Source organism: Rudanella lutea DSM 19387 (assembly GCF_000383955.1).
GTDB classification, from domain to species: Bacteria; Bacteroidota; Bacteroidia; order Cytophagales; family Spirosomataceae; genus Rudanella; species Rudanella lutea.
The window spans coordinates 4,443,456-4,468,903 of sequence record NZ_KB913013.1 but is presented as its reverse complement, the minus strand read 5'-3'; the positions used below and the strand labels follow the sequence as shown (position 1 = coordinate 4,468,903).

Here is a 25,448-nt window from a genome sequence, read left to right as displayed (position 1 = left end):
ACACAATACCGCAAAAACAGCGGGCGCGTCGGTACATAACCACCGACGCGCCCGCTGTCTTTAAGTGCTTAGACTGAATTAATGTATAATGAACAATGTGAAATGTATGATTAAAGGACTGGCTGTGAGTGGGTAATTCAGGCATTCATTTTACATTGTTCATTCACTTATACCCTCGGTTATCGTTTTCGGCTCACCATTTCCTGGCTGAACACGAGCGAAACATGACTCTGCTCCGAAACCGGGTAGTTTAGCCGAATAAACTGGGCTGCATTTGCTTTGGGCAGATAGACGAATCCACGTACCGATTCGCCCGGTTCAATGTACGTCCGTTGCAGGGCCAATTCGCTCCAGCGGTAGGTTTCAAAACCGTATTGCTGCATCCGGTCGGCAAATACCCCGTGATCAATCACCCGCTTGGCCTGAATTAGTTGGTACGCATTGTTGTGAGCCACGCGGTTTTGAAATCTACTCTCGACCGACTGTCGGCGCGTCGATGACGAGATATCACTGGCTACAGTCGCCACCAGCAACACCGTATTGATGATACGGGCCGTTTTCAGGCGTCGTTCTTCGCGGGCTACTTTACTCTTTACCCGCTCTCCCTCAACCGTTGGATCGGCGGCTGTGCGGGCCACCGCCAATGCCGGGTTGTGCGACTCGCGGAGGGTATCTTCGCTCGCGGTAAGGGCTACGTACCTAAAGTTGACCGGGTCAACACGCACCGGCCGGCTCGATTTGTTTTTGATTTCAATATCCATAGCCAGGTATTCCATGTCTTCGCGTTCAAACGAAGCCACCACAACCAGGCTATCCACCTCGGCCTTTGTCACCATACGCCCTTCAACATGCGCCACATCGCCTGTCACGGGGGTAAGTTGCAGGTATTTGCTCGATGCGCATCCACTTAGTCCCAGCGCACTGACCACTCCCAGAGCCGCGTATAGTACCCAGGCATTTCGTTTCATGACCGTATTTGTTGTTGCTATTGGTTCACTTCTATTAGTTGTACTTACCAAAGCTAAAGAGGCTAGTCCAGATAGTCAACCGGAATTGGATAGATGGTCTGAAAAACCGTCTGAAGTGTGTTTACCTTGCCGGTCTACCTCAACCGGCTCGCCCATAATCCGTATCTTTGCCCGATGAATACGACACTCAATCAACCAATTATATCAACCACCACCCTACCCGTAATGGAAGCTTTTTACACCCTACAGGGCGAAGGAGCACACAGCGGCCGGGCGGCATACTTTATCCGACTGGGGGGCTGCGATGTGGGTTGCCACTGGTGCGACGTGAAAGAGTCGTGGGATGTAAACGCCCACCCACATCAGTCTATCCATCAGATTGTGGCCGAAGCGGCTGCCCACCCCGGCCGTATGGCCGTTATCACGGGTGGCGAACCCCTCATGCACGATCTTACCGACCTTACGCTGGCCTTGCAGGCGGCCGGGTTCAAAACGAACATCGAAACTTCGGGGGTGTGCGAGGCCGTAACCGGTAGCTGGGACTGGATTTGCTTCTCACCGAAGAAGTTCAAAAAGCCCAATCCCGCCATTTATGAGCAAGCCGACGAATTAAAAGTGATTATCTATAACCAGTCGGATTTTGCCTTTGCGGAGTCGTTTGTACCCTACCTCCGCCCCGATTGTCGGCTGTTTTTGCAAACCGAATGGAGCCGAACAAAAGAAATGCTGCCGCTCATCGTTGAGTACGTAAAAAGTAATCCGCAATGGCAGGTATCGTTGCAAACCCACAAGTACATGGATATTCCATGAGGCAACGACCAACTGACAGCAAACAGCGAACAGTTGATCGGTTTTACCAGATAGTTACCCCTGGTCACTCATTCATCAGGGTTTACTGGTGCCTGATTGTCATTATCGGTTCGTTGGTCTCGGTTGATTGTCAGGCACAGGCTCCCAAAACTAAGCAGCTTTATGAACAATCGATGAAGCTTTTTGGCGAACGTAAAGCCACCGAAGCCATTGCGTTCATGGAGGAAGCAATTAAGCGCGAACCTTCCTTTGCCGATGCGCACCTGAAGCTGGGGCAACTGTACGAGTTTACCAAACGAGTAGAGCCCGCCCTGCTGGCCTACCGCGAAGCAGTGCGGCTTCAGCCCGATGCCCCCACTACGGCACCGGCCTACCAATCGTTGAGTAACCTGCTGCTCCGGCTCGGCCGATACGCCGAAGCGATTCCCTATTTAGAAAAATATGCGACCTTGTTTGCCCCGCAGTCGGCACAGGCCCTGCGCGTAGAGCGGCTGTTGGCCACCGCCCGCTTCGGGCAGGAAGCTACCCAACGCCCACAGGCCGTAACGCCCCGCCCACTTTCGTCGGCTTTGCAAACTACCCCCTCGCAATATTTTCCGGTGCTCACCGCCGACGAGCAGACCCTCGTGTTTACGGTTTTAAAACCCGAAGGTGACGAAGACCTGTTTACGACCACCTTCAACGGTGAAACCTGGCAGCCCCCCGTATCGCTATCTCCCAATATCAATACGGTCGACAATGAAGGGACTCCCAGCCTTTCGGCCGATGGGCGCACCCTGGTGTTTGCCGCCTGCCAGGGTCGTAAAGGGATGGGTAGCTGCGACCTGTACATTACCCGGCGAACCGGCAACGAATGGTCTGAACCCCAGAACCTCGGCCCAACGGTAAACAGCCGCTATTACGAATCACAACCCGCTTTATCGGCCGATGGTCGGCGGCTGTATTTTGTATCAGACCGGCCCGGTGGTCAGGGCAAACGCGACATCTGGCGTACCGACGCCGACGAGCAGGGCAACTGGTTGGCTCCCGTCAACATGGGCACACCCATTAACACGACCTTCAACGAAGCATCACCGTTTATTCACGCCAACGGACAAACCCTGTTTTTTGCGTCGGAAGGGCACATTGGTATGGGCGGCTATGACCTTTTTGTGAGCGACAGTCTGGTCACCACGGCCTCGGTGCGTTGGAGCCAACCCGGCAATCTGGGGTATCCTATCAATACGGCTGAGGATCAGGCTTCGCTGTTTGTGTCGGCCAACGGAGCACGGGCTTATTATTCATTCGAGGAACAGAAAGAGGGCATTTCGCAACGGTCGCGGATTTACGTGTTCGACATGCCCGAGTCGCTGCGCGAGCGGGTAAAACCGGTTAGCTACCTCAAAGGCGTGGTGGCCAACAGCAAAAACCAGAAACCGGTTACGGCCACCGTTGAGCTGATCGACCTGGCTACCAACCAGACTATTTCGCGGGTCAAGTCCGACGCCCAAACCGGCCAGTACGCTATTGTACTCCCGACCGAGGGCGAGTATGCCCTGTACGTGAGCAGCCCCGGTTACCTATTCAAAAGTCTTTCGTTCGATTTTACCCAAAAGACGAAGGAAACCAGCAGTGGTGTAGCCCTTCCGGTAGCCCTCGAACCCATCAGCCCTACAGGCAAGGAGACACTCAACAACCTGTTTTTTGAGTCGGGCCGGTACGATCTGGCCGATAAGTCACGAACGGAGCTAAACCGGTTGGCGGATTTTCTGAAGCTGAACCCGACGGTAACCATCGAAGTATCGGGCCATACCGATGATCAGGGCGATGCTACGGCCAATCTGACCTTATCGAAAAAACGGGCTCAGACCGTGGTCACCTACCTGACCGAAGCTGGCATTGCACCCACCCGGATCAAATCGGCCGGATTTGGCAAAACTCGACCATTAGTACCCAATACCAGCGACGAAAACCGACGCCAGAACCGCCGGATCGAGTGGCGTATTCTGTAGCTGATTTTGAGCCGGTCTCGGATGAGTATCCTCTCCCGGTTATCGGCCCTAACTCCCCGATACTGAGGCTGAAATAGGATAAAAGGATTGGTTTGCTCTACTAATCTGCTTGGTTTCACGAGGAATTTTTTTGAACTTTGCCAATGTTGTCGTTACGAACGGTAGCTTGTGGCACCCATTGCCTTGTACTAAAAGCGGCTGTTCTGATCCATTCTGACAACATTCTTTTCTGAGTGACGATGACTCCCGAACATGTAAAGTGCCTTATTATTGGCTCCGGACCCGCCGGATATACAGCAGCTATTTATGCCGCACGGGCCAATATGCAACCCGTATTGTATCAGGGTGCCCAACCGGGTGGCCAATTAACCATCACAACTGAAGTCGATAATTTCCCCGGCTACCCACAGGGTGTCAATGGCCCGCAGATGATGCAGGACCTCGAAGCACAAGCTCGCCGGTTTGGCTCCGACGTGCGCTACGGCGTGGTGACCTCCGTCCAGTTTGAAGCCAACCCCGGCCCCGGACGTCCGCACCGGGCGGTTGTCGACGAGAAACACGAAATCACGGCCGACAGTATTATTATTTCGACCGGTGCTTCGGCCAAATGGCTGGGCCTTCCCTCCGAGATGCGCCTGAACGGTCGGGGTGTTTCAGCGTGTGCTGTTTGTGACGGGTTCTTCTTCCGCAATCAGGACGTAGCCATTGTAGGCGCGGGCGACACCGCGGCCGAAGAAGCCAGCTACCTCTCCAACATCTGCCGTAAAGTGTATATGCTGGTTCGGCGCGATCAGATGCGGGCCTCGCGGTTCATGCAGCAGCGGGTTCTGTCGAAAGACAACATTGAAGTGCTCTGGAACACCGAGACCCTCGAAGTCCTGGGTGACGAGGAGGTAAACGGCATTCTGATTCAGGATACCGTAACGGGCGAACAACGCACCCTCGACGTGACCGGCTTTTTCGTAGCTATTGGCCACAAACCCAATACCGATATTTTCAAAAACTACCTCGACATGGACAGCAATGGCTACATTCTGACCGAGAAAGGTAGCACACGGACCAACATCCCCGGCGTATTTGCCTGCGGTGATGCCCAAGACAATGTGTACCGGCAAGCCATCACGGCGGCTGGCACCGGGTGTATGGCTGCTCTCGACGCCGAGCGTTATCTGGTAACACTCGAAATGCAGGAGCATCTGGTCGCTTAGTTTACGGATTTTACATTTCAGGCCAGACGAGTTCGCTTGGCTGGCCTGAAATCGGGTATATCACAGTACTTAACTTAACTCTGGTGGTTGATCCTGATCGCCCGCCTGCCGAACGACACTTCATGAACAGCTACTGATGAGCAGCTGGCCTCCCTCGCCGAAGCCAACTGCCCATCATAGTTCATTATTCGTTCCGGGCTGCCCATCATTGACCAACTGCCTACTGGAACGAACCGATGATAAAAAACCGGATTGCCTGGCTAATCGCCTTCGGATGCATAGGCCTGAGCACGCTACATGCGCAGGCTCAGGAGCGGGGCTTATTCAAAAACTCGCGCATCAAGCCCAAAACTACCTACAACCCCAACTTCCCGGCGGCCGAAGAAAAGAAACAAGCCGATGTGTTCGAGCAGGAAACAACCAGCCTGCGTTTCAACAATCAATTTGAGCCGAAAAAGGAAGTAAACCCAGTCGTGGCTGAAGATACCAGCATGATCGACCAGGGTGAAACGAGCGTGGTAGAAGTAATCGACTCGGTTCAGGTGGGCGACGAGTGGGTAAAAATTGCGGATTACTACGCCGTTTGGGACTCCCGCCATATTGACCCTTACAACATTAACCCGCTTGACTTCGATGAGGTAATCGATATTAAGCTGTACGATCCACCGGCCAACCGGTTCTGGTCGGCCCCACTCCAACAAGGCAAACTCACCTCAAACTTCGGCTACCGCTGGGGGCGCTGGCATACCGGTGCCGACCTCGACTGCGAAACCGGCGACCCAGTTTACGCGGCTTTCGATGGTATCGTGCGGGTAGTTGGCTGGGATGGAAACGGATACGGGCGGTATGTGCTGATTCGGCACTACAACGGTCTCGAAACACTCTACGGCCACATGTCAAAACAACTCGTAGAGTCAGGTCAATTAGTGAAAGCCGGTGATCAAATCGGGCTCGGTGGCAACACAGGCCGGAGTTATGGCGCGCACCTCCATTACGAAACCCGCTACGAAGGCAACCCTTTCAGCCCGCTCAATATTTACGCTTTCCCCGAAAACGTGGTCACCTCCGACCACTTTCTGCTGACCAGTAAGGTGTGGGATTACCTACGCGGAGGTCGCAACGCCAGTTCGGGCTCAGATCTGAGCTTTAAGCCCAAGTTCAAGCGGACCGTACTTCATCGGGTACGCTCAGGCGAGACCCTCTCGTCGATTGCCGGCCGCTATGGGATGTCGGCCTCTACACTGGCCCGGAAAAATCACATGTCGCAGCGTACCAAAATTCGGCCGGGGCAAAAGCTACGTGTCAATTAGTAGCAGTAAGCAGTGGCAGTCGTTCAGAGAAGCGAGGTTGATGTAAGAAACAGCCTACTGCTACTGCCCACTGCCACTAATTTTCTGACCGAACCATAAAAAGCCGCCTGAGCCAACTTTTTTGCTCGGCGGCTTCTTCGTTTTTATCTGCTTCGGTTAGCTCCTGCCGAGCCAGTTCGCGTAAATCTGGCTGCCCCGCATCTACCCAGCAGGTATACCAGAAATCGCCCACCATTTTTACCGACGCGCGCATCTGCCGCTCTACCTGCCCTTTCAGGCGCTCGTGGTACTGCGCCGAAAACACTTCGGAGTAAACCTTCGTGGTTACCCCATTACGCTCCTCAAATCCAAACTTACGGGTATCACCTACCTGAGCAGTGAGTTCCTGCTCGGTACGCAATACAGAATCGAGGGCAGCATGAGCCCGGAAAACTGCCCGCCAGGCTGCTTTCTGGGGCGATTGGACGTAATCGGCGGGGCCCACCACAAAATCGAACTGATGACTAAACAACTCCGGTAACCGCGATTCCCAAAACCCGTGAATTCCCTGCTGATTGGTCAGTTGGCCGTTGTAGTTCCGGGTAGTATGCAGAGGCACGTTGGCATCGGCAATATAATGCCCCAAATCAGCAGCTAATCGGAGAATCTGACGAACGTTACGCGTTCGGATTGCCTCGGTCAATTGATATTTGGCCAGTTGAATATGCCAGGGCACAATGCCATGAGCCGCCAGCGTATCCTCTCCATATCGGCTAACGGCATCCTTGTAGTAACGGGGCAACGTAGCCGTTGTCGTATCGGGATAGTCGTCGAGATCAATAAAGTGCCGGGGAGCCTCACCCACCACTGCCACCCGCCGACGGTCCGGATTAACGGCATTATCAGTTAGGTAATCGATATGGCGTTTAAAAAAAGGCATCATCTCGGCAGGTAGCGTAAAAACCGCCAGCCGATTGATTTGGCGATGCGAATAGAAGCCCCAGCTTGGTCGATTTACTGGGGCCTTAGCCCGTGTTTCTGACGCAATAAAAAGTAGGCAGAACGCATACAACCAGAGCAAAAAAACATACCTTTGAACGAACATAGCACTTTGCAAAGAAAATGTTAAACTTTTAAAGCAAGGAACCATTTTAACAGAACAAAATTTTGCTTAACCGCAAGAAAACATAACAATGAATCGTAAATCAAAGGGTTATCTGCTAATTGTCGCTGTATTCTGTGCTTTCGGGCTTTTCATCTACGGAGCTTACTCTCCTGCAAGAAAAGCACTAAAACAGCAAATTTTTTGTGTGAAGTTCAAAAACAGCACTGAGAAAGAAGCTGTTGAGCGCCATATGCATGCATTTGCTGCGCTAAAGCGTGAAACGAAAGCCATCGTAAATTACAGTGCAGGCCGGACAATTGAGCCCGCAGGCCGGTCGGGTTCATACGATGTTGTGCACTATCTGACGTTTCAAACCGAAGACGACATGAAAAATTTTCAGCAGAGTGCCCCCTTCAAAACCTTCAAGGCCGAGAACGAAGCCGCCTGGGAAAATATTCTGGTTATCAACGCCGATATTCAACAGTAAAACAACCTGCCACCAACGGCGCGGAAACGAGTGGTGCCGTTCTATAGGTTGGCCATTGAGTGCATACAGGGCAACTTCTTAAATTTCAGCACAAAGTGTTGATGTTCTGAGAAAGAAGCCGTACTTTTGCAACTCTTTTGCGAAACAAGAAATTCGTTTACATACAAAATGGCAAATCACAAATCTGCGAAGAAAGCCATCCGGTCGAGTGCCAAGAAGCGTTTACTGAACCGTTACCAGCACAAAACAACCCGGAATTTGGTCAAGTCTCTCCGTGAGACACACGATCACGCAATGGCTGTTGAACTGTATAAGAAAGTAGCATCTGCGCTCGACAAACTGGCGAAACGCAATGTTATTCACAAGAATAAAGCCTCAAACAACAAGTCAAAGCTGGCTCGTTTTGTCAACAAGCTGGCTCAGGCAGCTGCCTAATTGTTGTTGTGATTTGCTGATCCCGATCAGCCATTACCTACCAACGATTTATGAAAACCTTACACGTACCCGTGTGAGGTTTTTTTATGCCCCACCGTCATGAACTACGATAACCCCCGTAAAATTCTTAGCTGGGCCGAGGAAGACCGCCCCCGTGAGAAACTAATGCTCAAAGGACGGGCTGCCCTCTCCGACGCCGAGCTGATCGCCATTCTGATCGGGTCGGGCACTACCGACCTTACCGCCGTTGATGTGTCCAAGATCATCTTGCAGAGCGTGGGGAATAACCTAAACGAGCTGGCCAAGTTGAGCGTTAAAGACTTATCGAAGTTCAGAGGTATCGGCGAGGCCAAAGGCATTAGCATTGTAGCCGCCCTCGAGCTGGGTCGGCGTCGGCGCGAACAGGACCGGCCCCAACGCACCCGCATCACCTGCTCACGGGATGCCTACGAGGAAATCAGGCCGCATCTGCTCGATAAACCGCACGAAGAGTTCTGGATTTTACTCCTTAACCGGGCCAACGAGGTGCTGCGCCCTGTTCAGATCAGCGCCGGTGGTGTTTCGGGGACGGTTGCCGACCCAAAGCTGATTTTCAAACAGGCGGTCGAGAATCTGGCCAGTTCGATCATTCTGGTGCACAACCATCCTTCGGAAAACCTCACACCCTCGCAGGCAGACAAAGACCTCACCCGCAAACTACGGGAAGGTGGCAAACTTCTGGATATTCCCATACTCGACCATCTGATCTTTACCGATCGGGCGTACCTCAGCTTTGCCGACGAAGGGTTGTTGTAACAGGCAAAAATGCCGAAAGGGAGAAGGAAGACGGTTTTGTCCGTTTCCCTTCTCCCTTTCGGCTTTATCCTTTAATGCTTACTTATTCCAGGCTAAGGCATTAATGTTCTGCCCTACCTTGCGGCCTTCGCGCAGACCAGTATCATTATCCTGACGGGTATGGATACCGCCCAGGAAACGAGAATACGACGACTCCTCGGCCGTTTCCCAGAACGACTTAAAGGAGCGTGCTTTAAAATCAGCGTTCCGCTTGGTGTCCCGGACGCGATTTACGTGCGAATCATCAGTAAAGGAGAAATTGCTGCCAAATACTTCAGACAGTACAATGGCCGCAGCCCCCGACTGAGTGGCATGTCCTGACATAAAGCCGGGGAAAGGCGGAGTAGACAGTAACGGCATCCAGTTCGGATCAATAAAGTACCGTACGTAGCTCTGCGGACGAATATTGTTATAAGTAAACTTGCACTTCCAGCAGCAGATAAACGCATCATTGACCGCAATTCCTACCCGCGCGAGCGCTTCGGCCGACTTTGCTAAATCTGCCTTGGCCGTTCGGATGGCAATCCGGGCCAGGTTGTACGAGTGGCCGGGGGGGGTAAAGGTATCGCTTGGGTCATCGGCCCACCAAACAGCAATTTCTTTTTCCTCCTGCGTTAATGACTTCCCTTTGGTGTACACTTCCAGATTCTGCGCAAAAAACGATGAAGTAATCTGGGTTGAATAGGGAATGATAGACGGTACCGGCAACGCTGCGTTGCGGGCCAACATAGTCCGAACCTGCCCCCAGTAGGGTTGTAGAGGAACTTTGCGGGCGTCGGTGGGCTCCCAGAATCCAGCACCCGTTTGCACTTTATAGTCGGCTGGGAAATTGCGCGTGTACCCTTCGTGTCCGCCATCGGTTTTCGACCACTCAAAAATGGCCTGCCCAATGCTTTTGCCGTACGCTATCGAGCGCTCGTTCACAGCCACATCACCTGATTTGTATTGGTTGAGCAGTGCCGTTTCGACCGAGTCAATTTTGGCTTTGTAGGCGTCGCTGGTGTTGGCAAACAAGCCTTTCAGAACCACAGCCTGCGCGGCATTGGCCGACAGAGCCCAATTGTAGGCTTTGTTGGCTTCAACGGTAGGCAGGGTGGTAAGCCCCTGCAACTGCCATACCAGCGACCGCTTCGTCGGGATGCCTGCAACCACCGATTCATACATGGTTACCCCGGCATAGCCAATGGCCCGGGCCGCCACCGGGGGCGAAAAACCTGGGCTATTCCGAACAAGCCGGAGCGTCATATCCGACCAGGTCAGTGCCACTGTGTTATCAATCTGGTCGGCTGTATTGCTATTAGGTTGCGGAGTTACGTTATTTTCTTCCGTTTGCTGTCGGCACGATTCCAGAAACAGGATGGCAACCAACAGGAAAAGAAAAGACGACCTATCCCGGAATTTAGCGATGACCCCAGCCTTTGGTGTCGATACTATGGTTTGTATATTTTTTTCCATGCGCATACATGTAACTAAGCACAGTTACACAAATTTAGCCTCATCACGGCTAGAGCAAAAGTAGTGCCAACTACAAGCACCTGTACCTATGACGGCGAAGGGCCGGATAAGTGTCATCTCCAAAGCTGATTCTTGTCGTATCTTTGACTACCGATTGACTCTGCTTTCATCACCATGCGCATCCCCGACGAGACCATTGAACGAATCAAACAAGCCGCCGACATTGTAGAAGTTGTCGGCGATTTTGTCTCGCTCAAAAAACGGGGGAGCAATTATATCGCCTGTTGCCCCTTCCACAACGAAAAAACGCCGTCGTTCAACGTCAACCCGGCCCGGCAGATCTACAAGTGCTTTGGTTGTGGCAAAGCCGGTGATCCCGTGCGATTTGTAATGGATATTGAGAACGTCGGCTATGGGGAAGCGCTACGTTTTTTAGCCAAAAAATATGGCATCGAAATTGAGGAACAGGCTCCCACGCCCGAAGACCTGCTCAAGCAAAACGAACGTGAAAGTTTGTTCATCGTACTCAACTTTGCCAAAACCTACTTTGCCGAGCTGCTTGCCAACCACGATGAAGGCCAAAGTATCGGCCTGAGCTACTTCCGCGAACGGGGTTTTACCACACCTACTATTCAGGCTTTTGAACTCGGCTACAGCCTTAATAGTTGGGACGGTTTGTTACAGGAAGCCGAACGGCGGGGGTACAGCCGCGACCTGCTCGAAAAGGCGGGCCTGATTCTGAACAAAACCGATGACGGTGGGTCTAAACGCGACCGGGTTTTCGACCGCTTTCGGGGGCGGGTCATGTTCCCGATCCACAACGTATCAGGGCGGGTTATTGCGTTTGGAGCCCGTATTCTGGTCAACGATAAGAACCAGCCCAAGTACCTCAACTCGCCTGAGACCGAGGTTTACCACAAAAGTGCGGTTCTGTACGGCATTTATCAGGCCAAGCAAACCATTCGACAGGAGGACGTCTGTTACCTGACGGAGGGCTATACAGACGTCATCTCACTGCATCAGGCAGGCATCAAAAACGTAGTAGCTTCGTCGGGTACGTCGCTTACCATCGAGCAGATTCGGCTCATCGGGCGGTTTACCCAAAACGTGACTATCCTGTACGATGGCGACGCGGCCGGCATCAAGGCTGCCCTGCGTGGACTCGACATGGTGCTCGAAGAGGGCCTCAACGTGAGTATTGTGACGTTTCCGGATGGCGAAGACCCCGACAGCTACGTCCGGCGCGTAGGGGCCGAAGCGTTCAAAGCCTACATCAAAAGTCATACAAGCGACTTCATCCGGTTCAAAACCGATGTGTTGCTACGCGACGCGGGCGACAATCCGTTTAAGCGGGCCGAGGTCATCGGCGAGGTAGTCAGCAGTATTATTCGAATTCCCGACGCCCTGCAACGGCAGGTTTTCTTCCGAACAACGGCCGCTCAACTGCGGGTTGATGAGCAAACGCTCATCAGCGAGGGCAACCGCCTGATGCGCAAACAGCAGGAGCAACAAAGCCGCGATCAGCAACGGCAGCGCGACCGCGAACAGAACCGCCCCCAAAATGGCCCGATCAACCGGGGTTCAGCGCCTGATGCGTCGCTTGCCGACATCAACGCCCTGCTCTCGGAGGCCGGTATCGACGGGCCACCCGACGACTTTTTCCTGGACGACATCCCGGCGGGTATTGCTCCTCCTGCACCCACACCAGAAGCTCGCACGGCTCCCAAACCGGAGCGTTCGGGCCTGTCGTTTCAGGAAGAAGAGTGCATCCGGCTCCTGGTCAATTACGGCACGCGCGAACTGGAGCCGGGCATTACGCTATGCCAGTACGTCTTGTCGGAGCTGGATAGCATTGAGTTTCAAACGTCTCCCTACAACCTGATGCTCACCCTGTTTCGGGAGGCCTACCTGCACGGCGATATTCTGACCGCCGATGATTTTCTGCGAAAGCCCGAACAGATTGAAACCCACCGTGAAGCCATCAACCTGACTACGCCCCGTCACGAAATCAGCGATGGTTGGCTTAAGCACGAGATCATTGTTCCATCGGAAGAAGACGTGTCTATTCTGGCCGATGCCGCTTACGGCAACATTTTACGCATTAAGAAACTGCTGGCCGAGCAAAAAATGCTCGAAATCCGGCGGGGTATTGTCGAAACATCAGACCCTGATGAAAGCGACCGCCTGATGGCCGAATACATGCACTACAAACGGGTCGACGTAGAAATTGCCAAACTACTGGGGACGGTCATTTCGGGGTGATGCCTAAATGGCCTTACTTAATTCCTCTCTACATATTGAGCGCACTTAACGAAAAAAGGCAACCCCGATGGGTTGCCTTTTTTCGTTGCCTGTATGCCTGTTAGCTCCCGGCTGTAATTTCAATCTCTTCGCCTGACTTGGTCAGGAACCGGAAATCCATGATCCCAAACGAGCTGTCTTTCACCAGTTTCACCCAGGTTTTGTATTTCATGTACCACTGCCACTGCCGCGAAAAAATCCCTTTGCTGAAGTACGCATGCAGGAACGGGTGCAATACGATACTAATGCCGCGCTCGTTTTGCTTGGTCAGGATGTAATCAAGATTATTCTCGATCACGTCAGTCACCAATACGCTCGCCTGAATGGTACCGGTACCGTTGCAGGTGGGGCACACCTCGCGGGTTGCCACGTTCATTTCGGGCCGGACTCGCTGCCGGGTAATCTGCATCAGACCAAACTTGGTCAGCGGCAAAATTGTGTATTTCGACCGGTCGGTGCGCATTTCGTCGCGCATCAGGTCATACACCAACTTCTTATTCTCGGCGCGCTTCATATCAATGAAGTCCACCACAATAATTCCGCCCATATCGCGCAACCGGAGTTGGCGGGCAATTTCTTTAGCGGCCTCGCGGTTTACGCTCACGGCCGTTGCTTCCTGATCCTCTTCGGAGTTAGACTTGTTGCCGCTGTTGACGTCAATCACGTGCAGCGCTTCGGTATGCTCAATAATGAGGTATCCCCCACCCGGCAAACTTACCGACCGCCCAAACAGCGACTTTAACTGCTTTTCTAACCCAAGGGCCTCAAAGACTTTGTTTTTTCCCGCATGAAGCTTAACAATGCGTTCTTTTTCGGGAGCAATCGTGTGAATAAAGTGCTTAATGTCGTCGAATGCTTCGCGGGTATCGACCGTAATGCTGTCGAACGATTCGTTCAGCATATCGCGAAGAATAGACGAAGCCCGGTTCATTTCGCCCAACACCCGGTCACGGGGTTTGGCATCGCGGAGGGTCTTGATGGCAGTATCCCACTTTTCGAGGGACGTTTGCAGATCACGATCCAGTTCTTCCACTTCACGCCCGGCCGCTACCGTCCGGACAATCACGCCGAAGTTTTGGGGCTTCAGCGACGACATCAACCGGAGCAACCGCGAACGTTCGGCCCGGTCGGTGATTTTTTTGGAAATATTGACTCCGTTGGCAAAAGGCACCAGTACCAAGTACCGGCCGGCAATCGAAATATCGCACGATAACCGCGGACCTTTTGTTGAAATAGGCTCTTTTACAACTTGCACCAAGATCGGCGCACCCTTCGTTAATACCTTATCGATTTTGCCGATTTTATCGATCTCCGGCTCCATTTTGAAACCATTGAGCCGGCCGGTATCAACCCGTTTGGCGATAGCATCCTTAGTAAATTTGAGGAACGAATTAATGTTCGGCCCTAAATCCTGGTAATGCAGAAACCCATCTTTTTCGTGTCCTACATCCACAAACGCGGCATTCAGACCCGATGATAGCTTCTTTATTGTGCCTAAGTACAAATCGCCAACCGTAAAGCTGCTGTCGGACTCTTCGATGTGATATTCGAGCAACCTCTTGTCCTGCAAGAGGGCAATCCGATCACCTTTCTGAGTCGAACTGATAACTAATTCATTACTCACCAGATGAAGACACGGTTAGAGATGGCGATGGAGATAAACAGTAAACAACGAACAGTGAACAGCGAGCAACCAACAGTAAGCAGGTAAATCTGTTCACTGTTAGTTGCTCGTTGCACACTGTTCACTGTAAACTACTTTTTCTTGTGCCGATTCTTCCGGAGACGCTTCTTCCGCTTGTGGGTAGCGATCTTATGGCGTTTTCTTTTTTTACCGCAAGGCATAGTAAAAACGTGTTTAATGGTTATCTGATTTGTCGGCCACCCACCCGGGCGCCCTATTTATGTTTTCAGTTTTAAGTTCACTGTTTTCAATTAGTCCATGAAACGGGTTCACGTTCTTCTTCAACAACTACAAACCGTAAACTGCAAACTACAATGTTACTTCATCCGCTCTTCCAGCTCTTTCACAGCAGCCAGAATCTGCGGATCTCTCTCCGTGGCTTTCACCTCGGCAAGAATTTTCTGCGCTTCCGCTTTCTCTCCTTTTTCTACCAGGCTAACGCCCAAATAGAAACGAGCCTTGCGGCTGTTCGGATTCACGGTCAGAATCTGCCGGAACCGCTCAATTGCCCGGTCGTACTGATTCGAACGCATTGAAAGCAGACCGAGATTAAACAAGGCAACCTCATTGGTTGGGTCTTGTTGCAGTACCTCGCGCAACAGCATAATACCCTGCATTGGCGTCTGCGTACTCACATACGTCATGGCCATGTTAGCTTTCGCCAGCAGCAGGTCAGGGTTTTTGTCAAGAGCTTTCTGGTAAAAATCTCTCGTCTTCTGCCCCAGGTCGGCCGATTTTTTATCGTCTACGGCAAAGCCGTATGCTTCAAAATACAAATCGCCCGCACGCAACAGGTTGGGCTCCGTCGGCTGCGCCGTAGCGAGCTGACCAGCGTAATACGCTGCACTATCAAAGCGGCTTACCGAGCGAAAAAACTCGACAAGTGTTTCGGTAGCCTTGCCCTTATCTGTTGCCGAGGCATAAGCCGTCAGCAAAGCCGAACGCTTCTTTTCCTGCTCAGGCGATAACGGAGCATTGTGCTCCATGGCCGAGCCGGCTGCCGAAGCATTTTCGGCTTTGGCGGTAGTGGTTCGCCCACCACCCTCTTGTGCACTCAACTGCTTATTGGTGTTTTGCACAACCCCTTTCGGCAGACTGTACAAGCCAACCGTGAGTAGCGAAGCAAGACCGACAACAAGCAGAATTGGTTTGTTCATAGGTGGAAATTGTCTAACGATGGATGTTCGTTTGGCAAAAAAACATCGCTATTCTGACGTTTCCATTAAAAACGTTTCATCCGGCGGATTAATTCGTCCGCCGGATGAAACGATGCGGTTGATTACTCAACCGTGGCGTTTTTCACGCTTGATTTTACCTGCTCAACAAAAATTTTAGCCGGCTTGAAGCTGGGGATAAAATGTTCGTCGATTACCATGGCCGTATTTTTGGAAATGTTCCGGGCGACCTTCTTAGCTCTCTTCTTATTGATGAAGCTGCCAAACCCTCTCACGTAAATCGGCTCCTCTTTGGCCAGCGACTCCTTCACCACCGTGAAAAAGGTCTCTAACGTGTGCGTTACTTCCGCCTTGTCGATCCCGGTTTTCTCGGAGATTTCTGCGATTACGTCTGCTTTCGTCACGACTTATTAAAACTTTAACGTTTACTGAGTTGTTGAAAATTCAGGTGTCAAAAATGGGAGTACAAAGGTAGAGCTTTCCGCCCAAAATCAAAAAGTACTGCTCACTGTTTTTCCACCTAACGTCTTATTGCTCTTAATATTTTGCCTTCACAATCAGACTTTAATCAACCGGAAGAGTCCAATTTTGCCCCCGTTTTAGCCCATTGGTATGAGCATCACAAACGTGACCTTCCCTGGCGGCATACGCGCGATCCTTACCGCATCTGGCTGTCCGAAATCATCCTTCAACAGACCCGCGTTGCGCAGGGAATGCCGTACTATAAACGGTTCGTCGAAGCCTACCCAACCGTAACCCACATGGCCGAGGCTGATGAGCGTGACGTACTCCGACTTTGGCAGGGGTTGGGCTATTATTCGCGGGCTCGCAACCTTCATCAGACCGCCAAACTGGTTGCTAACGAACATGCAGGTCTATTTCCGGGCACATACCATAAACTTTTGACCCTCAAAGGCATTGGCACCTACACAGCAGCCGCCATTGCTTCCTTTGCTTTTGGTGAACGGGTGGCCGTAGTCGACGGCAATGTGTACCGGGTGCTGGCCCGTGTTTTTGGCATCGAAGACGACATTACAACTACGTCGGCGAAGAAGCGTTTTGCCGCGCTGGCAACCCGGCTGATTGCCCACGCCGACGACCCGGCCACCTTCAATCAGGCCATCATGGAGTTCGGTGCCATTCAGTGCACGCCAACATCGCCCGACTGCCTGTTGTGCCCCTTACAGCAACAGTGTGTTGCCTTCCAGACCGGCCGACAACAGGTGCTGCCCGTGAAGGCAAAAAAAGCGGCTGTCAGGGAGCGATTTTTCCACTATTTCGTTTTTCGGAACGGGGACCGGCTGGCTCTTCGCGAACGAACAGAGCGCGACATCTGGCAAAACCTGTACGATTTTGCCCTTGTGGAAACCGACAAACCCAAAACGGGGTTTCGCCAACTGGAGTTGGAAAAAAAACTCGAACAACTGGTGCTTTACAGTACGCAAACTGCCGCACCGACCAAGGCCACGCAGTTGCTTTCGCACCAGCGAATACGGGCCACATTTTATGAATTTGTCGTCCCTGATCGCCTGACCGACGACTTATTCGATGGTTTAAGCTGGTTTTCGGTCGATCAGGTAGCCGCTTTACCGAAGCCTCTTTTGATCGTAAATTATTTGAAAACTCACTTGGAAAAGTGAGCCTGACTGAGTAACTTTAGTACGCTTAAACCCACAGTGGGTTTTACATTTAACCAGCAAAACCAAGCATGGCAAGTCTGAACAAAGTCACGTTGATTGGCAATTTGGGGGCAGATCCTGAAGTCCGCTACCTCGACGGTGGAGCCGTAGTTGCCCAGTTTAACGTGGCCACTACGGAAAAGTACACCAACCGTAATGGTGAGAAGGTTGAGCAAACCGAGTGGTTTCGGGTCGAGTTATGGAACGATCAGGCCAAGATCGCTGAGAAATATTTGAAAAAAGGTAACCCAGTTTACATTGAGGGCCGTCTGCGGACCGAAACCTGGGTAGATAAAGAAGGAAAAGAACGATTCTCGCTTCGGGTGCGGGCCAATACCATGCAATTGCTGGGATCGCCCGGCGAGCGCGACCAAAACGAAGGTGGATACGAGGCTCCACGTCAGCAGCAGGCAGCACCGGCACCACGTCAGCAACAAGCGGCACCGGCACCCTCGGCACCCGCTCCACAGCGGCAGGCCCGTCAGCCCGAACCAACCCCCTTTGATGGAAACAGTGGTGACGACGATTTGCCGTTCTAACCCCTGTTATTGTCCCACTTAATTTGACCTGAATGGACCCTGGTGATCCACTTCCTCGACAGGTGCTCCCGACGGACGACGTCTGGAGCACCTATTTTACTTCATACGGCCCTGTGGCTGCCCTCATCCTTCTGTTAGTGACGCTGGCCTCGCTGGTGTCGGCAACAGAAGTTGCTTTTTTTACCCTCTCTGCGGACGACCGGTCTTCGTGCCGGGAAAGTGCCGCCCCGGCCGACCGGCGCATTGCCATGCTTCTTGACCGTCCGCGTCGGTTGCTGGCCTCACTCGTGATTTTCAATAATCTGCTCAACATTGCCATTGTGGTTATGGCAACGTATCTGACCTGGGAGCTGTCGCAACTGGCTCACGCGTCGGCGGTTGTTTTATCGGGTATCACGTTTGTACTTACCCTCGTCATTGTACTCTTTGGAGAGATTATTCCCAAAGTATTTGCCAGCGAAAACAGCCTGGCCGTAGCCCGCCGAACTACTCCACTGGCCCGTATGGCACTGCTGGTGTTTCGGCCGCTTTCGTCGATGCTGGTCAACTTGAGTACACAAATTGACAAACGACTCCCCAAGCAAGGCTACAAGTTATCCGTAGAAGAACTGAATCAGGCGGTTGAAATGACCGGGGCCGAAACCACCGTCGAGGAGCGCGAGATTCTGAAAGGAATCGTCAACTTTAGCAATCTGACCGCACGGCAGGTGATGCGCTCACGCATGGATATTACGGCTTTTGAAGACGATCTGACTTTCTCCGAACTCATGAGCCGGATCAATGCGTCGGGCTACTCACGGGTACCGGTATTCAAAGAAACCATCGATCAGATTGAAGGAATTCTCTACCTCAAAGATTTGCTGCCCCACCTCCACAGCGATGATTCTTTTGCGTGGCAAACGCTGCTGCGACCCGCTTTTTTCATCCCAGAGACGAAGAAAGTAGACGATCTGATGCAGGACTTTCAGCGTCGACGGGTGCACATGGCTATTGTAGTTGATGAGTACGGTGGCACCCGCGGGCTGGTTACGCTTGAAGACATTATTGAAGAGATTTTCGGAGACATCAACGACGAATTTGACGACGATACCCCAGCCGGGTTTCGGCGTATTGATGACCATACAGTCGTGGTAGAAGGGAAATTGCCTCTGACGGACGTATGCCGGGTTCTCGACGTAGATGCCACAACGTTTGATGACGTTCGGGGAGATAGCGAATCGCTGGGAGGCTTGTTGCTCGAACTGTTTAGTCGGTTACCACAGCCCGGGGAAGAGGTACAGTACGAACAGTTTCGTTTCCATATCTTATCAGCTGACAACAAACGCATTAACGAGGTGCGAATTACCGAAACACCCTTATCGCTTCAGTAACGTAACAAATACGATTTAGTTAACGGTTTGATACTTATGGTCAATTAAGTTAGTTTTATCACCTGACTAACTTAATTTGTCTACATGACTACGTTTACCAGCCGTTTAAAATCAGCCGTCAAACGCGTGTTTCGCCCAGCGCCGAAACCTATGCGCGAGTTTGACTACAACACCCTGCCCTGGATCGACAAGAAACAGGCCGATATAGGCGGGTTTGTGAAGCAATATAATCGCCAGCAAAACCTACCCTACGACCTGACCGAGAAACTCGAATTCTGGCGACAGAACGGCTACGTGATTTTGGAGCAGGCCATCCCAGCCGCCTGGGTCGATCAGCTTTGGAGTGAGGTCGAAGAATTATTCGAGCACAATGAAAAATATCGACTGAAGGTTCAGGTGGACTTACCCGAGTATGCGGGCCGCGAGGTGCAGGAAGCCAAAGATCTGCCCAAAAACGTAATAAACGGGAAGCACATTAAGATTATGGACTTCCACAACAGCTCTGTGATAGGCAAGAAGATTATGCTTCACAACAGTATCGTGGCGTTTCTGGAAGCGGTTTTCGGTGAGCGGGTTGTGGCCATGCAGAGTTTGTTGTTTAAATACGGAAGCCAGCAGCCCACTCATCAGGACTTTGCCTATGTGGTTTCTGAAAACCCCAGTCACCTGGCCGCATCGTGGATAGCCCTCGAAGATGTGCAGCCCGACTCCGGGCCGCTCTATTACTATCCCGGCTCACACGTAAACAAGAAGTTTGATTTTGGCAACGGGATTTTTTACAACCACGAATCGACCCACGACCCGAACGACTTTGCCCGTTTTATTGAGGCCAATTGCGAACGGCTCGGGCAAACCCGTAAGCCGTTGCTCATAAAAAAAGGGGATGTACTCCTGTGGCATGCCGCCCTGGCACACGGTGGCGATGCCATTACCAGTCCTGACCAAACCCGCAAGTCATTTGTGAGCCACTACTCGTCGGTTAATGCATACCGGCACCACCGGCAACAGCCGGATGCCGAACCTGTGCGACATTCTTACAACGGGGCCGATGTGTTTGCTCATCCCAAACTACAGGATCACGAGGATATTTTCGATACAGGTCGGGGAATGAACTGAGATTGAATACGTCAGGGTTGCAGCCCTGCACTCGGTAAGAGGCTATACCCAAAGCCCTTTGCCATTGTTGTACTGCTTGCCAATCTGCCGGATATCAGCAATGGTATAAGAGACAATGCCTTGGGTGTGTAAACGCTCAAGGCATTGTTTTTCGGCCCATGACAGACGTCCGTCAACAAGGGCGGCAAAAATAATCAACCGCTCAAGCCCGCTACGTGCTTCAGCCGACAAGCCAGGCACCCGGTTGAACCATTCGCCTGAGGGAGTGTCCAGTTTGATACCGAAACGGTCTTCGATCGACTCAAACAGGAACAGGTGCGCGTAATTGTATTGTCGGCGTTGCACCCCAATACACCGGAGGGCTTCCGGAATAAGTTGGCAGAATGCTTCATCGCCCCCCAGTTCTTCGTGAAGCTCGTCGACGAAGCTACGAATGGTCAACGGCGCCATGACCCGTACCTGTGCTTCACGTAAAATTTGAAACGAAGCGAAGGCATTCCAGAACGCAAACACGGGCATTCCGATCAGATCGGTTACCTGCCGGAAAGCAAACCGACCCAGAAACCGGAACATCAACGTGCGCAATACCAGATCACTGGCAAACGCCTTAGCTGTATTGAACCAGAAAAACGACGTGAGACCCCAGCCGGGTCGGCCGAAGTGCGGATCGGAACCCAACGAAAAAATACCGCCGTATTTCCAGCTTAGGGCCACACTGGCAATCGCTTTCAAGTGCCGGTCGTACTGCGCATCATGGGCACGGGGAAACTGGCAGATAGCCATGATTGTCCGAATAGCGTTGAGAGTGACGTACATGAGCACGTACACTTCCACGTATACGAGCAACATGCCATACAGAATCGAGATAACCGGCACATCGTAGCTCTCGCCCAGAATCGTAAACGTGAATTCCTGAAAAAAAGCAGGCCAGAAATACTGAGGCAGATATAACAGCAAAACCGCCAGGGCACCCAGCGCAGCCGCCAGCGCGATGGTACGACGGCGTACCCGTCGGATAACCCACGCTTCAACCTCGTTCAGGACGTACGGCTCGTCGGTCGGGTGCGACACATCGAGCACCCGGCGGAGATAACGCAGGGAAAGATGGTCGAGTGGGCCGGACGAATCGTTCGGGGGTTGATTAGACATACAAAGTGATCGTGGTGGTACTAAACTACCAACTACCGATAAGGCCGAGTTGTTACGGCAATACCACTTGGGCCTATCGACTAATCGATATTAATGTCGTTCTGACGGGTTAGAACGGCCGTTTCAGCCAAAATTCTTACATTTGCCTACTTCACAACAAACTGTTCATTGTTTCTGGCAACGTACTTAGCGTAGCTCCGGTTGTTGGCAACTCTCTGATACTGATAACAACCCGCTTACCGGGTGTTCAGAAACCATGAGCAAACAATTTAAAACCACTGATTAAAGGGACAAAACCTGATTATTTATGACAACGGACGTGATGCAGATTGAATTTCGGAAGACCGAGCGCTCCCGGATTCAGGAAGTTGACTTCAATAACTTACCGTTCGGCAAACACTTCTCGGATCACATGTTTGTGGCCGACTTTGTGGACGGACAGTGGCAGAATGGGCAAATTCTGCCGTTCGATAATTTTACGCTGAGCCCGGCCCTTTCGTCGCTGCACTACGGTCAGTCGATCTTCGAAGGTATGAAAGCCTACAAAAACGAAGAGGGCGAAGTACTCATGTTCCGTCCGTTGGACAACTTCAAGCGGATGAACGAATCGGCTAAGCGGATGTGCATGGCCACCCTCACCGAAGAGGTGTTTATGGGTGGTTTGGAGGCTCTGCTCCGCGTGGATGCCGACTGGGTTCCGTCGACACCCGGTAGCTCCCTGTATATCCGTCCGTACCTGTTTGCTACAGACACGTTCTTGGGGGTAGCTCCTTCTAAAACATATCGGTTCTGCATTTTCACCTGTCCGGTAGGCACCTATTACGCTAAGCCGCCTAAGGTAAAAGTAGAAACCGAGTACATCCGGGCGGCTGCCGGTGGTGTGGGTTACGCCAAATGTGCGGGCAACTACGCCGGTTCTATGTACCCAACCATGCTGGCCCAACAGGCTGGTTACGATCAGATTCTGTGGACCGACGCTAAAGAACACAAGTACTTTGAGGAGTCGGGTACTATGAACGTGATGTTTGTGATTGATGGCAAACTGGTAACACCCGCCGTTTCGGATACCATTCTGAAAGGCATCACCCGCGACAGCATTCTCCAGATTGCCCGTCAGCTGGGTATTGAGGTCGACGAGCGCCGGGTATCGGTCGAAGAGGTCATCAGCGGCATCGAATCGGGCCGCCTGACCGAAGCCTTCGGGGCCGGAACAGCCGTGGTAGTTTCGCCTTTCTCGGTTATTGGCTACCAGGGTAAAGACTACATGCTGGCCGAGCATCCGGCCGAGAAGTCAATTGCGGTACGCATCAAAAATTACCTCACGGATATCCGTACCGGTAAGGTAGATGATACATTCGGCTGGGTGTACAAAGTGTAATTGCTACCCGTACAACTCAACCTAAGAAGGCCCCGAAACGCTCAGTTGCGGGGCCTTTTTGATTTTACAACGATGGGCCTCAGGCCGACGTACTACCCGCAATGCGGACTTTAAGGCCATAATCTTTACCCTTCGATACGTTTTTAAGCGTGATCGTCTGCCCCCGGTCGCCCTGCCAGATACCAGCCGTAGCAGTAGCCTTGTAGCGGGCATCAAAGTACCGCTTCAGGTCGGTTTGGTAAGCATCTACCGATTGGGCATCGTTCAGGTACAGGTCAACCTCGATACCACTCACGGTTTGGTTCGCACCCAGCAGATACAGCATATCGATGGATTCGAGATTGGCAAATTCGACAGTGTAGCCCAGATGTTTGGCGTCCGTTTCAAACAGGGTCGCCTTTTCTTTTTCCTTCACAGTAGCAGCGGCATCGCCCAGCCGGATGCCGCGCCAATCGCTATCGGTGGTTAGGCCAATATCGCGCAACCGCGACGAAAGAGCGGCCTCGGAAGCAGGCGGCACGGCCGATGTACCGGCGGCCGTCAGGGTGCTATCCAGATTGGTTTTCTCCGATTGTGAGGTACTCTGGCATGCCTGACTCAGCAGAGCCATTGCCAGCAAGACTTGTAACAGGTGTTTTTTCATGAGCGTCAAACGAATGGCACAAAGGTATGTGGTAGTTGCACAACTGTTGTAAGAATGCCCCGAATCCACAGCGGCTCCAGAACGGGCCTGATGCTCACTCTTGCCGCACCAGCCTGGTTGGTGCCATAGTCCTCAGGGAAACCACCGACGCAGAAAATACGGGCGAAAAAGGCAAAATATGGGGCTTCGAGCAAACAGGAGTCGTAGTCTATTCGTTTTATAGATAACAGTTTACAACAACGATCAGGTTTTGAATTTCTCGCATACAGAGACCCGCTTCACAGCCGAAACATCTGTAAACGGGAAAAGAAAAACCGCCAACTACCTATGAGAACGAGTAAATTTAAATCCGTTGGCGCGGGGGTAGCCCTCGCGCTCTGGGCAGCTTTGAGCACCACACTTGTCTCCTGCCGCGATCAGGCCCTCCGCGATCTATCGCCCGACGATAGCCGGGTGTACATCACCAACTACGACCGGTCAGCCAATTTCAGTCAGTTCCGTACGTTTAGCCTGCCCGACTCCGTCGTGATTGAATCCAACGACCGGGTTCGTACGTCGCTTTCACCCGTTGAGGGCCGGTTTATCGACCGGCTGGCCGAAACACTCACCAGCCGGGGGTACCAGCGGGTCAATATCGGGCAACCGGCCGACATGGGCGTGGCCGTGATCCGGGTTTCGAACCGATACACCGGCGTAACAACTAACCCCTACGCTGGCTACTATACGAACTACTGGTACGGGGGCGGTTTTGGCTTTGACCCGTTTTACCCGTACTACCCCAATTATTACCAGTTCTATACCGTACAGGAGCAATTCTGGCAAATCCAGATTGTGAACCTACGGGCTCAGCCCGGTTCGGGCAGCAACGGCCAGAACCAACTTCCGGTTATTTTCCAGGCCGACATCCGGGGTGATAACCTGACCGACAACGAGGCTGTTGACCGGGCCGTTGAAGCCATTTTTGCCCAATCTTCATTCTTACAGGCCGGTCGGTAAGCGGCTTGCTCATTCAGACACACATCAACCATGAAACTCTTTCAGATAGCAATAGCCTTGCTGGCATTGGGCGGAGCGGCCCATGCGCAGGGATACGACGATAGCGACCTCCGGCCTTACTCGCCCTACAGTGTGGGCGTCACCTACAGTGTTTCGGCCAGGTACGGCGTGAGCTTGCCCATGGGTAGTCAGGCCAATTATATCGACAAGGTGTCGCCTACGAATTTGGTGCTTGAGGGGCAGTGGAATTTCCCCGGCAAACTCTCGGTCGGGATTCAGACGGGCTACCAGTACAACCAACAGCGACTGGGGCGTAGTGTGACGCAGTTTGGCGACGAAACCGTTTCGGCCGTACAGACCCGCACCCTCACAACCATTCCGGCACTGGCCACTGTGGCCTATAATTTTACCAATGCCGGGGCCGCTTTTCGGCCATACGTGCAGTTGGGCGCGGGCGGTGCTTACGTCGATTACACCAATTTCTACGGTGTGCTGGCCGACCGAAAAAATGGTATCAACGCGGCCGTTGCCCCCGCCGTTGGGCTAAGAGTCTTCGGGCGGCAAGGCAAGGGGCTTGGGGGCGATATTCAGGCGCAGTACCAGCACGTTTTCTTCAAGTACAACGAGCTGAACAACAGCCCCTCGCTCATACTGTCGGCAGGTTTGGTGTACCGGTTTTATTAGTAAATTGATGAGGTTGCCGAGATGACATCTTGTTTGGAAAGATGTCATCTCGGCAATAACTACGGGTAATCTCTTTGGCGTTTTAGTCTCTACCGTCAGCAGACTTTTCCTAACTTTGTACAAGTGGCCGCCGAACGATTCCGATTGTGAAG

23 protein-coding genes are annotated in these 25,448 nt (G+C 52.3%); 15 read left to right on the top strand and 8 right to left on the bottom strand.

The window, feature by feature from the left end; genetic code table 11:
• Window positions 1-179: 179 nt before the first annotated feature.
• The gene (locus tag RUDLU_RS0118530) at window positions 180-968 is read right to left on the bottom strand and encodes a hypothetical protein (protein WP_019989909.1); all 789 of its coding nucleotides are present in this window, start codon (window positions 966-968) and stop codon (window positions 180-182) included.
• 174 nt (window positions 969-1,142) lie between these two features.
• On the opposite strand from RUDLU_RS0118530, the gene RUDLU_RS0118525 reads away from it, so the two are divergent.
• From RUDLU_RS0118525 to RUDLU_RS0118510, 4 genes are all read left to right on the top strand, one after another.
• A complete protein-coding gene (locus RUDLU_RS0118525) occupies window positions 1,143-1,778 on the top strand; it encodes a 7-carboxy-7-deazaguanine synthase QueE (RefSeq protein WP_044129560.1) in 636 nt (211 codons plus the stop codon).
• Between the two features lie 173 nt (window positions 1,779-1,951).
• Window positions 1,952-3,769 (top strand): OmpA family protein, encoded by a 1,818-nt coding sequence (locus tag RUDLU_RS0118520; protein WP_019989907.1) that lies wholly within the window; start codon window positions 1,952-1,954, stop codon window positions 3,767-3,769.
• 239 nt (window positions 3,770-4,008) lie between these two features.
• Window positions 4,009-4,977 carry a thioredoxin-disulfide reductase gene (gene trxB / locus RUDLU_RS0118515; protein ID WP_019989906.1) on the top strand — a complete coding sequence of 323 codons (969 nt, stop codon included), beginning with the start codon at window positions 4,009-4,011 and terminating at the stop codon, window positions 4,975-4,977.
• A gap of 236 nt (window positions 4,978-5,213) precedes the next feature.
• Window positions 5,214-6,287 carry a M23 family metallopeptidase gene (locus RUDLU_RS0118510; protein ID WP_019989905.1) on the top strand — a complete coding sequence of 358 codons (1,074 nt, stop codon included), beginning with the start codon at window positions 5,214-5,216 and terminating at the stop codon, window positions 6,285-6,287.
• Between the two features lie 76 nt (window positions 6,288-6,363).
• On the opposite strand, the gene RUDLU_RS0118505 is transcribed toward RUDLU_RS0118510, so the two are convergent.
• On the bottom strand, window positions 6,364-7,371 hold the full coding sequence (locus RUDLU_RS0118505) for a zinc dependent phospholipase C family protein (RefSeq protein WP_019989904.1): 1,008 nt from the start codon (window positions 7,369-7,371) through the stop codon (window positions 6,364-6,366).
• A gap of 88 nt (window positions 7,372-7,459) precedes the next feature.
• Here RUDLU_RS0118505 and RUDLU_RS0118500 point away from each other — a divergent pair, with 88 nt between their 5' ends.
• The 3 genes from RUDLU_RS0118500 to radC all read left to right on the top strand — a co-directional run bounded on the left by RUDLU_RS0118500 (window position 7,460) and on the right by radC (window position 9,088).
• Complete coding sequence (locus RUDLU_RS0118500) at window positions 7,460-7,858, top strand: Dabb family protein (protein WP_027303200.1); 399 nt, start codon at window positions 7,460-7,462, stop codon at window positions 7,856-7,858.
• A gap of 168 nt (window positions 7,859-8,026) precedes the next feature.
• Window positions 8,027-8,293, top strand: coding sequence for a 30S ribosomal protein S20 (rpsT, locus tag RUDLU_RS0118495; protein ID WP_019989902.1), 267 nt, complete (start codon window positions 8,027-8,029; stop codon window positions 8,291-8,293).
• A 99-nt stretch (window positions 8,294-8,392) separates the two neighbouring features.
• Complete coding sequence (gene radC / locus RUDLU_RS0118490) at window positions 8,393-9,088, top strand: RadC family protein (protein ID WP_019989901.1); 696 nt, start codon at window positions 8,393-8,395, stop codon at window positions 9,086-9,088.
• Window positions 9,089-9,166: 78 nt separating this feature from the next.
• On the opposite strand, the gene RUDLU_RS0118485 is transcribed toward radC, so the two are convergent.
• Window positions 9,167-10,582 (bottom strand): vanadium-dependent haloperoxidase, encoded by a 1,416-nt coding sequence (locus RUDLU_RS0118485; protein WP_083940600.1) that lies wholly within the window; start codon window positions 10,580-10,582, stop codon window positions 9,167-9,169.
• Between the two features lie 174 nt (window positions 10,583-10,756).
• Here RUDLU_RS0118485 and dnaG point away from each other — a divergent pair, with 174 nt between their 5' ends.
• Window positions 10,757-12,844, top strand: a complete 2,088-nt coding sequence (gene dnaG / locus RUDLU_RS0118480) for a DNA primase (protein ID WP_019989899.1) — start codon at window positions 10,757-10,759, stop codon at window positions 12,842-12,844.
• 100 nt (window positions 12,845-12,944) lie between these two features.
• Here dnaG and RUDLU_RS0118475 read toward each other — a convergent pair whose 3' ends face one another.
• From RUDLU_RS0118475 to RUDLU_RS0118465, 3 genes are all read right to left on the bottom strand, one after another.
• Window positions 12,945-14,507 carry an Rne/Rng family ribonuclease gene (locus RUDLU_RS0118475; protein WP_027303199.1) on the bottom strand — a complete coding sequence of 521 codons (1,563 nt, stop codon included), beginning with the start codon at window positions 14,505-14,507 and terminating at the stop codon, window positions 12,945-12,947.
• Window positions 14,508-14,884: 377 nt separating this feature from the next.
• Complete coding sequence (locus RUDLU_RS0118470; protein ID WP_019989897.1) at window positions 14,885-15,724, bottom strand: tetratricopeptide repeat protein; 840 nt, start codon at window positions 15,722-15,724, stop codon at window positions 14,885-14,887.
• A gap of 122 nt (window positions 15,725-15,846) precedes the next feature.
• Entirely contained in the window at window positions 15,847-16,146 is a 300-nt protein-coding gene (locus tag RUDLU_RS0118465) for an HU family DNA-binding protein (RefSeq protein ID WP_019989896.1), read from the bottom strand.
• A 141-nt stretch (window positions 16,147-16,287) separates the two neighbouring features.
• On the opposite strand from RUDLU_RS0118465, the gene mutY reads away from it, so the two are divergent.
• The 4 genes from mutY (at window position 16,288) to RUDLU_RS0118445 (ending at window position 20,446) form a co-directional block, all read left to right on the top strand.
• Window positions 16,288-17,382: an A/G-specific adenine glycosylase gene (gene mutY, locus RUDLU_RS27740; protein ID WP_083940599.1), complete on the top strand. Its 1,095-nt coding sequence runs from the start codon at window positions 16,288-16,290 to the stop codon at window positions 17,380-17,382.
• 68 nt (window positions 17,383-17,450) lie between these two features.
• Complete coding sequence (locus tag RUDLU_RS0118455) at window positions 17,451-17,960, top strand: single-stranded DNA-binding protein (RefSeq protein ID WP_019989894.1); 510 nt, start codon at window positions 17,451-17,453, stop codon at window positions 17,958-17,960.
• Between the two features lie 32 nt (window positions 17,961-17,992).
• Entirely contained in the window at window positions 17,993-19,330 is a 1,338-nt protein-coding gene (gene gldE, locus RUDLU_RS0118450) for a gliding motility-associated protein GldE (protein WP_019989893.1), read from the top strand.
• A gap of 150 nt (window positions 19,331-19,480) precedes the next feature.
• Window positions 19,481-20,446: a phytanoyl-CoA dioxygenase family protein gene (locus RUDLU_RS0118445; protein WP_019989892.1), complete on the top strand. Its 966-nt coding sequence runs from the start codon at window positions 19,481-19,483 to the stop codon at window positions 20,444-20,446.
• A 42-nt stretch (window positions 20,447-20,488) separates the two neighbouring features.
• On the opposite strand, the gene RUDLU_RS0118440 is transcribed toward RUDLU_RS0118445, so the two are convergent.
• Entirely contained in the window at window positions 20,489-21,595 is a 1,107-nt protein-coding gene (locus RUDLU_RS0118440) for an LBF_2804 family protein (protein WP_019989891.1), read from the bottom strand.
• 307 nt (window positions 21,596-21,902) lie between these two features.
• Here RUDLU_RS0118440 and RUDLU_RS0118435 point away from each other — a divergent pair, with 307 nt between their 5' ends.
• Window positions 21,903-22,973 (top strand): branched-chain amino acid aminotransferase, encoded by a 1,071-nt coding sequence (locus RUDLU_RS0118435; RefSeq protein ID WP_019989890.1) that lies wholly within the window; start codon window positions 21,903-21,905, stop codon window positions 22,971-22,973.
• A 79-nt stretch (window positions 22,974-23,052) separates the two neighbouring features.
• Here RUDLU_RS0118435 and RUDLU_RS0118430 read toward each other — a convergent pair whose 3' ends face one another.
• Window positions 23,053-23,616 carry a hypothetical protein gene (locus RUDLU_RS0118430; RefSeq protein WP_044129555.1) on the bottom strand — a complete coding sequence of 188 codons (564 nt, stop codon included), beginning with the start codon at window positions 23,614-23,616 and terminating at the stop codon, window positions 23,053-23,055.
• A gap of 327 nt (window positions 23,617-23,943) precedes the next feature.
• Between RUDLU_RS0118430 and RUDLU_RS0118425 the strand changes: the two genes are divergently transcribed.
• Complete coding sequence (locus RUDLU_RS0118425; protein WP_019989888.1) at window positions 23,944-24,612, top strand: DUF4136 domain-containing protein; 669 nt, start codon at window positions 23,944-23,946, stop codon at window positions 24,610-24,612.
• Between the two features lie 30 nt (window positions 24,613-24,642).
• On the top strand, window positions 24,643-25,296 hold the full coding sequence (locus RUDLU_RS0118420; protein WP_019989887.1) for a hypothetical protein: 654 nt from the start codon (window positions 24,643-24,645) through the stop codon (window positions 25,294-25,296).
• Window positions 25,297-25,448 lie beyond the last annotated feature (152 nt).